A 12327-nucleotide genomic window follows, 5' to 3' on the forward strand; every position below is an offset into this window, starting at 1 on the left:
GATTTGCACGTCGACGAGGCCTCGATCGGAGAGCAGGTATGACACCATCGCTTAATCCTGCGGCACCTCATAACCTTCCGATTTTCATCGCCGCGCCTGGCGGGACCGATGTCCTGATGGTCATCATGGCGATCTTCCTCATACTCGCCGTCCTCGCCGTCGGTCTGCTCTTCCTTCGTCTGCATACGCTGCCCGAGCGCATCGCCCACCGGTCGCACAAACTGCAGTTCGAGATCGTCGCCGTACTGGGTTTGCTGGCCCTGTTCACGCACATTCATGCATTCTGGGTTGCCGGCCTGCTGCTGGCGTTGATCGATCTTCCCGACTTCGGCAATCCGCTTCGCAGGATCGCGGGGTCGCTGGAAAAGATTGCCGGGTTGAAGCCGGGTGAGGGGGCGACAGAGACACCTGAAGAGCTTGGGATACCTGCGGCGCCGGCGGATGAGGCCGGCGAGGGAACGGTGGAAGTGCCAAGGACGGTCACTCCATCCCGGCTCGCGAAGGAGAAGGTCCATGCTTGAGCTTCTTCTCTGCTCGATGCTGACGATTCTGCCGGACTATCTCTACCGCCGCTATGGCCAGGGAAAGAGGATCGGCAAGGAGATCACGCTGTTCTCGGTCTGGTTCGAGCTGCGCTGGGGCATCATCACCTGCCTCATGCTGACAGTCGGCTTGATCACCGTAATATTCTATAATCACCCGTCGACGACGAACGTCACGGCCTTCTTTAGAACCGTGCCGATCCTTCCGGAAACCAACGGGCGTGTCGCAGAAGTGTACATTGATGGTGTGAGCGGTTCGTTCAAGCAAGGTCAACCGATCTTCCGGCTTGACAGCGCGAGGCAGCAGGCCGCCGTAGAGACAGCTCGTCGCAAGATCGCCGAAACCCAAGCCGCCATGGTTGTCTCGGAAGCCCAGATTCTCGAGGCTGAAGGCAAGATCCAGGAGGCTAGGAGCGCCCATCAGCAGGCAGTCGACGAATTGGAGACCAAGGAAGAGATCTACCGGCGCAATCCTGGCGCAGTTGCTGTGCGCGATATCGAAAAACTCCGAGTGGCCGTGGAGGGACGCCAAGGAAGCATTGACGCCGCAACCGCTGCGAAGGCACAGGCGGAGGCGCAACTTGCAAGCCTTCTTCCTGCCCAGAAAGCCAGTGCCGAAGCCGAGTTGGCGCAGGCGGAGGTCGACTTGCAGAAGACCGTTGTCCGTGCTGGCGTCGACGGTCGGGTGGAGCAGTTCACGCTCCGCGTTGGCGATATCGTCAATCCGCTCATTCGCGCGGCAGGGGTCTTGATCCCGGAGGATTCCGGCCGGGGCCGCCTGCAAGCCGGGTTCGATCAGGTCGAGGCTCAGGTCATGAAGGTCGGCATGGTAGCGGAGGTGACGTGCATCTCCCGGCCCTGGACTATCATCCCGATGGTCGTGACTGGGGTGCAGGACTACATCGCCGCTGGTCAGTTCCGCGCCGGCGAGCAGCTTCTCGAGGCCCAGCAGGTAACACGACCAGGCACGATTCTGGTTTTTCTCGAGCCGCTCTACGACGGGGGGCTTGACGGCGTGACACCCGGCAGTAGCTGTATCGCCAATGCCTATACGAGCAATCACGAGCTGCTCGCCTCCGGCAAGGTCGGCGCTGTTCGTGGATTTGCTTTGCATGCGGTGGATGCGGTCGGGCTCGTTCACGCGATGCTTTTGCGCATCCAGGCGCTTGTGCTGCCCATCCAGTCGCTGGTGTTCGGCGGGCATTAAGGGCGGCCTCATCGAGGTGTTTTGATGGTGAAGAAGCCCATCGGGACAACCGCCGCCTGAGTAGCGTTTACGCTTCAATATCAGACAATATTGATGACGGATCTCATTGAGGAGGATGATCCATGACCACCATGCCGAAAAGATCGTCGGTATCCGACACTTTGCGCAGTATGAGTGGAAGCGCATTGGCGGGTGACAACAGCCGTGCTTTGGCAAATGCCGCCGAAACTTGGCTTTCTGCAACCGCCGAGTGTCACCGGGAAATGATGGGCTTCATGTCCATGCGCCTCGACAAGAGCGCGCAAACCCTCCGCGACGTTCTGGACTGCAAGAGCCCGGCGGATATTTCTGCCGTGCAGTCGCGATGGATGGAGGAGACCCTCCGCGACTACAATGCCGAAATGGCTAAACTCATGGCCATTTATACCAGTTCCGCTAACGGTGCGGCCGGACAGAAGAAATAGTCCCGTTCGCACTTCGCTGGCAGATCCAACGCCAATGACGGCCATACCGCACGCAATAGGCGTTATGACCGGACTTTCGTAAGCAGCGATTAGCCTGGCGGTGACAGGGCAAACTGTCACCGCCAAAGCTTCGCTTGCCGAAATACTGCGCATCTGTCCCAAATGATCAAGCAAGTTCTCCGCATGTGACTACAATGAAATTCCCTTGCAGCCTGCCCCATGCCCGGGGTTTATCTGCTGGCGAAAAGGGAGGTGACAATGAGGAAGCTTCTCTTAGGTCTCGGTGTCCTTCTGGCGAGCGCTCTTCTCGTTCCGGGTGATGCTTTCGCCCAACGGTTCGGCGGCCGTGGCGGTGGAGGCGGGATCCGTATGGGCGGCGGTGGATTTGGTGGCGGTGGTTTCCGCGGCGGCGGTTTCGGCGGCGGTTTCGGCGGCGGCTTCGGTGGGGGCTCAAGAATGTTCATCCCGCGTGGCGGTATGGGCGGAGTTGGAATCGGCGCCGGCGGTTTTCGTGGCGGGGCAATTGCTGCCGCCAGACCCGGAAGAGGGGATTTCCGCGCAGCGGCGATCGGTCGGCCGGGCTATGGCTTCCGCGCTCCCTATTACGGCCGCGTCGCGGGCGGTTATCGGCCTTACTACCGTGGCTACGGACGTTATCCGTATTACGGCAATTATTATCGCGGCTATCCCTATTATGGTGGTGCGTTGGCGGCTGGTCTTGCACTCGGCGCTCTGTCCTATCCCTATTACGGCTATGGTTATGGCTACGACTATCCGTATTACGGCTATTCCCCATACAACGTCGCATATGGCCAGGAATGCTACTGGGTCCGCCGCCGGGTGGTCGGCGTGAATGGGCGGGTCTTCATCCGTCGGGAACAGGTCTGCAACTACTGAATTCGTCCGGTCGTGATCGCTTTCGCGGCGGTTGGCAGAAGCCGGCTTTATTGGGAGGACTAACTAACGATGCGTAGGTTCATCGCGTACGCGCTTGTCCCGATCGTCTCGGCGGCGCCAAGCTTCGCTGCACCGGGTGTTACCACAGCGAGCGTCAATTTCCGCTCAGGCCCGGGAACGCAGTTCTCCTCCATTCGCACGCTGCCTGAGGGTACCGCCATCGATGTCAGAGAATGCGAGGATTCCGGCAGCTGGTGCGCGGTGACCGTCCAGGGCCGCAGCGGTTTCGTCAGCGGCCGTTACGTTCAGGAGAACAAGGAAGCCGAAGGGTGGCCGCGTACCTATGAGACCGGCAAAGGACGCATGATCCTGTTTCAGCCGCAATTCACCGAATGGACCAACTTCAAATCGATTGAGGCGCTCGTCGCGGCCGAGTTCCTCAAGACGCCAAAAGCCAACCCGGTGTTCGGAGTAATCGGGCTCAAGGGCAACACCTCCTATGACGAAGATTCAGACGAGGTGGTGATCACCGATATTGCGGTCACTGATCTGAACTTCTCCGGCCTCGGCCGGGAGGATCTGACAGCCTTGGCGGTCGAGACAGGCAAGCTTCTTCCCACCGGCCCGATCACCGTCTCCGAGGCGCGTGTAACGGCGAGCCTTGCCGAGCAGAAGCGCATGACCGACGTGCAAGGTCTCAAGTCGGATCCGCCGCCGATCTTCGTATCGAAATCTCCTGCGATCCTGCTGCAGACCGACGGCCCGCCCGCCTATGCGCCGGTGAAGGGCAAGGCCGGTCTGTCCTTCTTGGTCAACACCAACTGGGATCTCTTCCGCATCGATGAAGGCGGGGCCCTCTATCTTCGGGACGACACCCACTGGCTCACCGGCAGCGCAATAACGGGACCTTGGGCTCCCGTCACTGAATTGCCGGTCTTGCTGAAGGAACTGCCGGAGGAGACGAGTTGGGCGGATGCACGTGCCGCCATGCCGCCCGAGGCCTATGGCAGCGCTGCCGTGCCCAAGGTCGTTGTCACCGAGAAACCCTCCGAGCTGATCCTGTTCGAGCGTGAGCCCGCATTCCAGGATGTTCCTGGAACGGCGCTCCAATGGGCTTCCAATTCCGAGTCCGATGTCTTCTTCGACAAGACCGGTAAGCAATTTTACGTTCTGCTGTCCGGCCGCTGGTTCCGATCCGCGACGCTCGAGGGGCCATGGACATTCGCGACGCCCGATCTGCCGGCGGATTTCCGCAACATCCCGGAGGAGGCACCCTATTACGCGGTACGCGCCTCCGTGCCGGGAACCTCCGAGAGTGCGGAAGCTCGGCTCAAGGCCAGCATTCCCACGACGGCGCGCGTCGAGGCGGGCTCGATCACGCCGACGGTCGCCTATACCGGCGATGCCCAATTCGCGCCGATTGAAACGACCAGCCTGTCCTACGCGACGAACACCACCGAGACGGTCATAAAGGTCGGGGATCGTTATTTTCTATTGCAGGACGGCGTCTGGTTCATAGCCGACAGCCCGAACGGGCCGTGGCAACTGGCTCGCGAAGTGCCTGATGCGATCTATCAGATCCCGCCATCTTCGCCTCTCTACAACGTCACCTATGTGCGCGTGTACGAGACCGAGCCCGATGCGGTCTGGTACGGCTACACCATGGGTTATCTTTACAACTTCCTGGCCTGGGGCACCTATGTCTACGGGACCGGCTGGGCCTATCCGCCCTATTGGTACAACTGGGCCGGCTACGGATACCCGATTTACTATCCGCGTCCCGCCACCTGGGGCCTCGGGGCCTATTACAACCCCGTGCGAGGCATGTATGGTCGCTATGGCTTTGCCTACGGTCCCTATCGAGGGATCGCGGGAGTACGGGCCTGGAATCCGAGCACCGGAACCTATGTCCGTGCCGGGGCGGCCTGGGGACCGCGCGGTTCGGCCGGATTCGTCGGCGCGTACAATCCGCGCACCGATGGCGCAGCCTTCGCGGCCGGCGGGCGCAACGTCTATGGCGCCTGGAAATCGGCCGGCGTCAAGCGCGGGTCCGAATGGGCGCGCGTGACGGCGCGAGACAATGCCGCCGGAGGCTCGTCCCTGCGCTGGAACACATCGAACGGACAGGGCTTCGTCCGCGAAGGCCGTCGCGGGGATCTCTATGCCGGTCGGGACGGGAACGTGTATCGCAATACCGGTAACGGTTGGCAGCGCTTCGATGGTGGCTGGCAGGATGTGCAGCGGCCGGAGCCGCGCGACCTGCTCCAGCGGGGAGAAGGACGCGAGGGCCTTTCGCCGGAAGCCCGCGAACGCTTTCAGGAGCGTGGGGGAGGCGAGGCGCTTAGAAATCTCGCCGGCGCCGGTGCAGCGGGGGCGGCGGGCGCTGCCCTCGGGCAGCGCCTGAGCGGCGGCGAGCCGATCCGGCGCGACGCCGCCAATGCGGACGCCGTCAGGGAAAGGGCGCAGCAGCGTCAGGCCAACCCGCAGCGACCTGCTGCTCAACAGCAGCGTCGCGCGACGCAGGATCGCCCGGCTGCGCAACAGCGAGCAGCGTCGCAGCCGCGGGCCGCTCAGCAACGTCCGGGCGCTCAACGCCCGGCTGCTGCTCGCCAGCCGCTTCCGTCGAACGTCATGCGCGACATGCAGGCGCGCAATATCGGCAACCAGCGCCAGATGGCGGGCCGGGAGTTCAGGCCGCCGGCGCAGTTCTCCGGCGCGGGATCGTTCGGACCGTCCCGGAGCATGGGGCCGCGCGGCGGCTTTGGAGGCGGAGGAGGCGGGTTCGGTGGACGCGGTGGAGGGGGCTTCCGGGGAGGGCGCCGCTAGACCATCGTGCCGGCGAAACTGGTGCTCCGAATCCCATCAGGCATGTGGCATATCAAAGAGAGCTGCTTCCACATCATGTGGAAGCAGCTCTGATACATTCCATATCGCGACAGTGACGCCTTTCGTCCGAACGAAAGCGGTCAGAAGTCGCGCTGGACGCGCAGGCGTCCTTCCCACGTGTCTTCCGATCCCGTCGACCTGTATAGGCCGGTCGGGTCCCCGGTCGCGGTCGTGATCGGAACCGCAACGCGCTGGCGGGAATCGACCCGGATATAGAGCGCTTCCACGCCGATGAGGAATTCCTTCACCGGCGTCCAGATCACGTTGGCGCCGAGACGATATTCGTCGAAATCGACGAGGCCCGTGGTCGTGCCAGCCGAGCCATTGGCGAGCGTCGCCACCGTTATCGGCACGGCGTACTGCGCAATACCCGGAGCATCGAAGCGCATCCAGGACCCGAAGACGTTGGTCTGCCAGGTTGGATTCCAGTTGTGATTGAGGCCGCCTGCGATGGCATAGGCCTTGTTTGTCTTGAAGTCCCCCGTGAGCGGGTCGACGAAGGCATCGGTGATGGCCATGGAGAGGGCGCCAGCGCCGATGAACCCATTGCTGATCGGGTCCACCTGGCCGGAATTGAGATAGCCGATCGCGCCGTCCGTATAGGTCGCCATCATCCAAACGGTATCGCCGACCCCGAGAGCGGGTACGTTGGCATAGCCGAGGGCGGCCAGGGCGAAACCATAATCAGTGTCCGCGTAGGTCGGGTTCGGCAAGCCGGTGATCGGGTTGATGACGGGAACGGAGACGCCGTTCACCGTGGTGATGCCGGCGGATACGTCGCGGATCTGGTGCAGGGCCGCGGACAGCTGCGCTCCGCCCCAGGTGCCGGTATAGCGGACATTTGCCACGACATCCGGCATCCGCTCGCCCGCATAGGTGGAGGCGATCGGAGCAAAGACAGGAGACGTGCTGGCGAGACCGAACAGCGGGAAGTCCAGTTCGTTATTGATCCCGCGCTCCTTACCGTCCTCGAGCGACAGGGTGGCCGAGAAACCGTTGCCGAACGAGAAGGTATAAGCGAACAGGTTCGTTTCCGCATTCGAAGGATCGTCGAACTTCAGATCGCCGAAGTTCGGGGCCGGCAGGTCCGGATCCGTGAAGAACGAGATCGCACGACCGGCGGTGAGGCCGGCGAACTGGACGAAAGCCTGGGAAATCTCAGGTGTCGTGGAGCTGAATCCATAGGCGCCCGTGTTCCGCGTCATCTCCATGCGGATGTAGGTACGCAGCATGCCATAGGCGGTGGAGGTTCGTGCATCGATGTTGATGCGGCCGCGGCCGCGGAAGCCGATCGTGTCCTGCAGACGATTGGTCGGCTCGAGATACAGATACTCCGCACGAACCCGTCCGCCGACACGCAAGCATGTTTCCGTGCCGGGAATGTAGAAAAAGCCGTTGCCGTGGGTCGAGCAGATGCGGACATACTCGACGGGCGTCGCCGTTTTGGCGGGAAGATCGGCGGCCTGTGCTCCGCCTCCGATCAATGCGACGCTTGCAAGCAACAAAGTACGAACCGTCCTCATCGGACTAACTCCATGACAAGGTCTTGATCACGCTGGCGAAAAGTTGTGCAGACACGCGATTGGCCGTCAAGCATCTGTCGCGGGAATGCGTGTCGATCCAAGCTGAAGATCACCCCGTGTTGCGGGTTCGCATCACTCAGGTCAGGAGAACCTGAACGGCGATGATCTTGACGATCGTCATGCTAGGAAAACAGATCGCATAACCGATATCTGTCCTCTCCGTTGGCGCCAGGCGCCCGGCCGCAACTATGATGGCGGGATTGCCGGTCGAACCGGCACAGACGCCGAGCAGGTCGTCGAACGGAATGCGCAGAAAATATCCGACCACCAGAACGATCAGAACCAGAGTGAGCAGAACTGCCGCACCGCCGAGAAGGATTTGGATCCCATTGGAAGCGACGGTCTGAACGAAGGGAGCGCCCGCGCCAATGGCGACCGAGCCGATGAACACCGCCAGGCCGAGATTGCGCAGAACCAGATTGGCGACCACCGGAATCCTCCAGCCGAGCGGCCCGGTGCGGCCGAGCCAGCCCAGGATGAGCGCCATCGTGAGCGGCCCGCCGGCGACGCCGAGGCTGAATGTGCCTCCTCCAGGCAGAGGCACGGGAATCATGCCGAGCAGGAGCCCGAGCGCGATCCCGACGCCGATGGATACGAAGGATAATTCGGCATTGCCCTTGATGCTGTCGCCGAAATGGCGCTGAACTTCGGCCTTGCGGTCAGTGGGAACGGCGGCCACGAGCAGGTCGCCGTACTCGATTGTCAGATCGGGGGAGGCGATGACGTCGAGATCACCCCTGCGAATGTGCGAAATCACGACGGGAAAATCGGGAAGCGGGATTTCGCTGATGCTCCGGCCGACGAAGGTGGCTTTCGAGACGTAGACGCGAACCACATCGTAGTTCGCGCGATCACGGCTGATGCGGCCTGGATCCTCATGCCCCATGGCGACCTTCGCCCGCTCGATGCTCGCCGGACTGCCGACCAGCAGCAAGCCGTCGCCTTCGTGCAGGACGGTGCCTGCATCCGGCGGCGCATTCACATGATGCTGGCGGACTGCGACGATCTTGATGTCGGTCGGCAGGATCGCGGAGATCTGCTCGACAGTCCGGTCCTCGCAGGTCGACTCGAGGGTGAGCTCCGCAACGCGAACGTTCTGCGAAGGGGCCTTGAAGACCGGCCTGACCCATGCGGCCATCATGGTCATCAGAACGATCGGCCCAACGACACCGAAGGGATAGGAAACCGAGTAGCCGATCGCTGGATCCTGATTGCCCGCCGCCGCCAGTGCCGCCTGCAGAGTGGGCGTGCTCGTGCCCGATCCGGCGAACAACCCGGCCGCCGTCGCCATGGAAATTCCGAGCGGTGCGGCAAGCGACATCGCAACCATGAGCGAGGCGATCACGGCCACGGCCGCGAGCGCGATGTACTTGAGGCCCGGCCCTTTCAGGCTCGCGAAGAATTGCGGCCCATATTGAATGCCGACGCCATAGACGAACATCACGAGGCCGAGCGTTCCGACCAATCCCGGAGGTGCCGCTTTCGGTGCGATGGCGCCGATAATGAGGCCGGTGAACAGGACGGCGCCGGCGCCGAACGAGACGCCCGCAAGCGAGATCTGTCCGATTGCATAACCGGTGGCGATGGCGATGAACAATGCCAGAAGAGGGGAGGATTCAAGCAGCGTACGAACGATATCGAGCATCGATCCCCCTCATCTTGCACGGCAACCGGCTTCCCGGAACTGACCGATCACCCGCGCCACCAGCTCAGAGGATGGCGTCGGGGTGTCGGACAGCTCGTAGTCGAGACCCATCGCCTTCCACTTGAACGTTCCCATCTGATGGAACGGGAGAACCTCGACCCACTCCACATTCTTCATTGGAGCGACGAAGCGGGCGATGCCCTCGACATTGGCCGGGTCGTCGGTCAAGCCCGGAACCAGCACGAACCGCACCCAGACCGGCTTGCCGAGTGCCGCGAGGCGCTCCGCGAATTGAATCGTCGGGCGTATGTCCTGCCCCACGGCACGGCGATAGGTCGCCGGGTCCCAAGATTTGATATCGAGCAGCACGAGATCGACTTGACGCAGGTACTCATCGTCGGCGCGCGCGCCGAGGAAGCCGGATGTATCCAACGCCGTGTGGAGACCCATTCCCTTGGCGGCCGCGAAGAGCCGCTTGGTGAAATGCAGCTGAACCAGCGGTTCACCACCAGAGATCGTCAAACCGCCATCCATGGCGCGCAAAGGTGCGGCGTAGGCCTGCAAAGCGGTTTTTGCACGCTCGAATGAAACGCGCGTGCCGTCCTTGAGATGCCACGTGTCCGGGTTGTGGCAATAGAGGCATCGCAGCAGGCAGCCGCTCATGAACACGACGACCCGGATTCCAGGGCCGTCGAGGGTAGACCCCGTCTCGTAGGAATGGATCCATCCGGAATCGCCGCGGGGATCGTTGAACCCCGCCGTCTCCGGGGCGTCGGGAGATCGCGCCTGTTGCAGGTCGTACCGGCTGTGGGCCCAGGGCTCGTCGGCCATGACCTCACCCATCTCCGTGGAACGTACGGCTGATGACATCCATCTGCTGTTCTCGGGTCAGGCGGACGAAATTGACCGCATAGCCCGAGACACGGATCGTCAGCTGCGGATATTTGTCCGGGTGCTCCATCGCATCGAGCAAGGTGTCGCGGTTGAGGACGTTGAGGTTCATGTGGAAGCCGCCCTGACCGCAATAGGTATCGAGTACCTTCACGGCCTGCTTGATCTTTTCCCCCTGGTCCAGGCGATTGAGGCTCGGCGTGATGGACACGGTGTAGCTGATGCCGTCCTGTGCATCCGCATAAGGCAGCTTTGCCACCGACAAGCACGAGGCGAGCCATCCATGGCTGTCTCGGCCATGCATCGGATTCGCACCGGGAGCGAACGGCTCGCCGGCTTTGCGGCCATCCGGCGTGTTGCCAGTATTCTTGCCGTAGACGACATTGCTCGTGATGGTCAGCACCGACTGCGTATGGACGGCATTGCGGTAGGTCGGATGCTTCCTGATCTTGCGCATGAAGGTCGAGACGAGATCGGCGGCAATGGTGTCGACACGGTCGTCGTTGTTGCCGTATTTCGGGAAGTCGCCCGTGATCTCGTAGTCGACGATCAGCCCGTCATCGCGCCGTACGGGCTTCACCTGGGCATACTTGATTGCCGACAGCGAGTCGGCCACCACCGACAATCCTGCGATGCCGAAGGCCATCGTACGCAGGATCTGCTGATCGTGGAGCGCCATTTCCAGGCGCTCGTAGTAATACTTGTCATGCATGTAGTGGATGCAGTTCATGGCATGGACGTAGGTCCGTGCGAGCCACTCCATCATGACATCGAACTTCGCCACGACGTCGTCGTACTCGAGAACGTCACCGGAGACAGGTGATGCCGCCGGCCCGACCTGATCGCCGCTCACCTCGTCCCGCCCGCCGTTGATGGCGTAGAGAAGGCACTTGCCGAGATTGACCCTTGCTCCGAAGAACTGCATCTGGCTGCCGATGCGCATGGCCGAGACGCAGCAGGCGATGCCGTAATCGTCACCCCAATAGGGTCGCATCAGATCGTCGTTCTCGTACTGGATGGACGAAGTCTCGGCCGAGACCTTGATGCAATAGCGCTTGAAGGGCTCTGGGAGCTGCTTCGACCAGAGCACCGTCATGTTGGGCTCCGGCGCCGGGCCGAGATTGGTCAGCGTGTGCAGCATCCGGAAACTGGTACGCGTGACCAGGGGGCGCCCGTTGAGGTCCATGCCGCCGACGCATTCGGTCGCCCAGTAGGGATCGCCGGAGAACAGGGCGTCGTAATCAGGTGTGCGCAGGAAGCGCACGATGCGCAGTTTCTGGACGAGCTGATCGATGAGTTCCTGGGCGCCCGCTTCATCGAGCGCACCGCTCTTCAGATCACGCTCGATATAGATGTCGAGGAAGGACGAGATGCGGCCGATGGACATGGCCGCGCCGTTGGCCTCCTTGATGGCACCGAGATAGCCGAAATAAGTCCATTGCACGGCTTCGCGTGCGTCAGCCGCTGGACGCGTGATGTCCAAGCCGTATTCCTTGCCCATCTCCGCCAGATCGGCCAGGGCCCGCATCTGCTCGGAAAGTTCCTCGCGCTCGCGGATCACGTCATCGCTCGGCCATTTGGCATCGAGCAGTGCACGGTCGATGCGCTTCGCTGCCAGCAGCTTGTCGGTCCCGTAGAGGGCGACCCGGCGATAATCGCCGATGATCCGGCCGCGGCCATAGGCATCGGGCAGACCCGTGATGATGTGACTGCGCCGGCAGGCCATGATCTCCGGCGTATAGGCATCGAAGACCCCGTCGTTGTGAGTCTTTCGGTACTTGGTGAAGACATCGTGCACGATGGGATCCGGCTCGAAGCCGGCCGCCTTCAGCCCGGCTTCGACCATGCGCAACCCGCCATAGGGCATGATGGCCCGGCGGAATGGCGCGTCGGTCTGCAGCCCGACGATCAACTCGTTGTCTCGGTCGATATAGCCGGCCGCGTGGGAGGTCATGGAGGAGGGGGTCTTGGTGTCGACGTCCAGAACGCCCTTTCTGATCTCCTCCTTGAAGTAGGGTTGGAGCTTCGCCCAGACGGCTTTCGTCTTCTCGCTGGGGCCGGCCAGAAATGACTCGTCGCCATCATAGGGCACGACGTTGCGCTGAATGAAATCGCGGACGTCGACGGCGTTCTGCCAGCGGCCCGGCGTGAAGCCTTCCCACTCGTTCATCGCGTCTTCGGCTGCCGATAGGGGCTGTTCGCCAGATCCATC

At 62.1% G+C, this 12327-nt stretch carries 9 protein-coding genes; 5 read left to right on the top strand and 4 right to left on the bottom strand.

Annotated elements, in window-relative coordinates; translation table 11 throughout:
- Positions 1-38 precede the first annotated feature (38 nt).
- The 5 genes from JKL46_RS18105 (at position 39) to JKL46_RS18125 (ending at position 5936) form a co-directional block, all read left to right on the top strand.
- On the top strand, positions 39-521 hold the full coding sequence (locus tag JKL46_RS18105) for a hypothetical protein (protein WP_201835494.1): 483 nt from the start codon (positions 39-41) through the stop codon (positions 519-521).
- On the top strand, positions 514-1749 hold the full coding sequence (locus JKL46_RS18110; protein ID WP_201835496.1) for an HlyD family secretion protein: 1236 nt from the start codon (positions 514-516) through the stop codon (positions 1747-1749). Before JKL46_RS18105 ends, JKL46_RS18110 begins: the two co-directional genes overlap by 8 nt.
- Before the next feature lie 122 nt (positions 1750-1871).
- Positions 1872-2213 (top strand): phasin family protein, encoded by a 342-nt coding sequence (locus tag JKL46_RS18115; RefSeq protein ID WP_201835498.1) that lies wholly within the window; start codon positions 1872-1874, stop codon positions 2211-2213.
- Positions 2214-2471: 258 nt separating this feature from the next.
- Positions 2472-3110 (top strand): hypothetical protein, encoded by a 639-nt coding sequence (locus JKL46_RS18120; protein WP_201835500.1) that lies wholly within the window; start codon positions 2472-2474, stop codon positions 3108-3110.
- Positions 3111-3179: 69 nt separating this feature from the next.
- Positions 3180-5936 (top strand): SH3 domain-containing protein, encoded by a 2757-nt coding sequence (locus tag JKL46_RS18125; protein ID WP_201835508.1) that lies wholly within the window; start codon positions 3180-3182, stop codon positions 5934-5936.
- Between the two features lie 140 nt (positions 5937-6076).
- On the opposite strand, the gene JKL46_RS18130 is transcribed toward JKL46_RS18125, so the two are convergent.
- The 4 genes from JKL46_RS18130 to pflB all read right to left on the bottom strand — a co-directional run bounded on the left by JKL46_RS18130 (position 6077) and on the right by pflB (position 12285).
- On the bottom strand, positions 6077-7519 hold the full coding sequence (locus JKL46_RS18130) for a porin (RefSeq protein WP_201835510.1): 1443 nt from the start codon (positions 7517-7519) through the stop codon (positions 6077-6079).
- A gap of 136 nt (positions 7520-7655) precedes the next feature.
- Positions 7656-9224 carry an aspartate:alanine exchanger family transporter gene (locus JKL46_RS18135; protein WP_201835512.1) on the bottom strand — a complete coding sequence of 523 codons (1569 nt, stop codon included), beginning with the start codon at positions 9222-9224 and terminating at the stop codon, positions 7656-7658.
- A gap of 9 nt (positions 9225-9233) precedes the next feature.
- A complete protein-coding gene (gene pflA / locus JKL46_RS18140; protein WP_201835514.1) occupies positions 9234-10055 on the bottom strand; it encodes a pyruvate formate-lyase-activating protein in 822 nt (273 codons plus the stop codon).
- 4 nt (positions 10056-10059) lie between these two features.
- Positions 10060-12285: a formate C-acetyltransferase gene (pflB, locus tag JKL46_RS18145; protein WP_201835516.1), complete on the bottom strand. Its 2226-nt coding sequence runs from the start codon at positions 12283-12285 to the stop codon at positions 10060-10062.
- Between the last annotated feature and the right edge of the window lie 42 nt (positions 12286-12327).

The sequence above is a fragment of the Microvirga zambiensis WSM3693 genome, assembly GCF_016735695.1.
GTDB lineage: Bacteria > Pseudomonadota > Alphaproteobacteria > Rhizobiales > Beijerinckiaceae > Microvirga > Microvirga zambiensis.

Excerpts from the sequence above, each read along its gene's own strand:
- JKL46_RS18105 (WP_201835494.1), top strand. The coding sequence starts at position 39 with ATGACACCATCGCTTAATCCTGCGGCACCTCATAACCTTCCGATTTTC.
- JKL46_RS18110 (WP_201835496.1), top strand. The coding sequence starts at position 514 with ATGCTTGAGCTTCTTCTCTGCTCGATGCTGACGATTCTGCCGGACTAT.
- JKL46_RS18115 (WP_201835498.1), top strand. The coding sequence starts at position 1,872 with ATGACCACCATGCCGAAAAGATCGTCGGTATCCGACACTTTGCGCAGT.
- JKL46_RS18120 (WP_201835500.1), top strand. The coding sequence starts at position 2,472 with ATGAGGAAGCTTCTCTTAGGTCTCGGTGTCCTTCTGGCGAGCGCTCTT.
- JKL46_RS18125 (WP_201835508.1), top strand. The coding sequence starts at position 3,180 with ATGCGTAGGTTCATCGCGTACGCGCTTGTCCCGATCGTCTCGGCGGCG.
- JKL46_RS18130 (WP_201835510.1), bottom strand. The coding sequence starts at position 7,519 with ATGAGGACGGTTCGTACTTTGTTGCTTGCAAGCGTCGCATTGATCGGA.
- JKL46_RS18135 (WP_201835512.1), bottom strand. The coding sequence starts at position 9,224 with ATGCTCGATATCGTTCGTACGCTGCTTGAATCCTCCCCTCTTCTGGCA.
- pflA (WP_201835514.1), bottom strand. The coding sequence starts at position 10,055 with ATGGCCGACGAGCCCTGGGCCCACAGCCGGTACGACCTGCAACAGGCG.
- pflB (WP_201835516.1), bottom strand. The coding sequence starts at position 12,285 with ATGAACGAGTGGGAAGGCTTCACGCCGGGCCGCTGGCAGAACGCCGTC.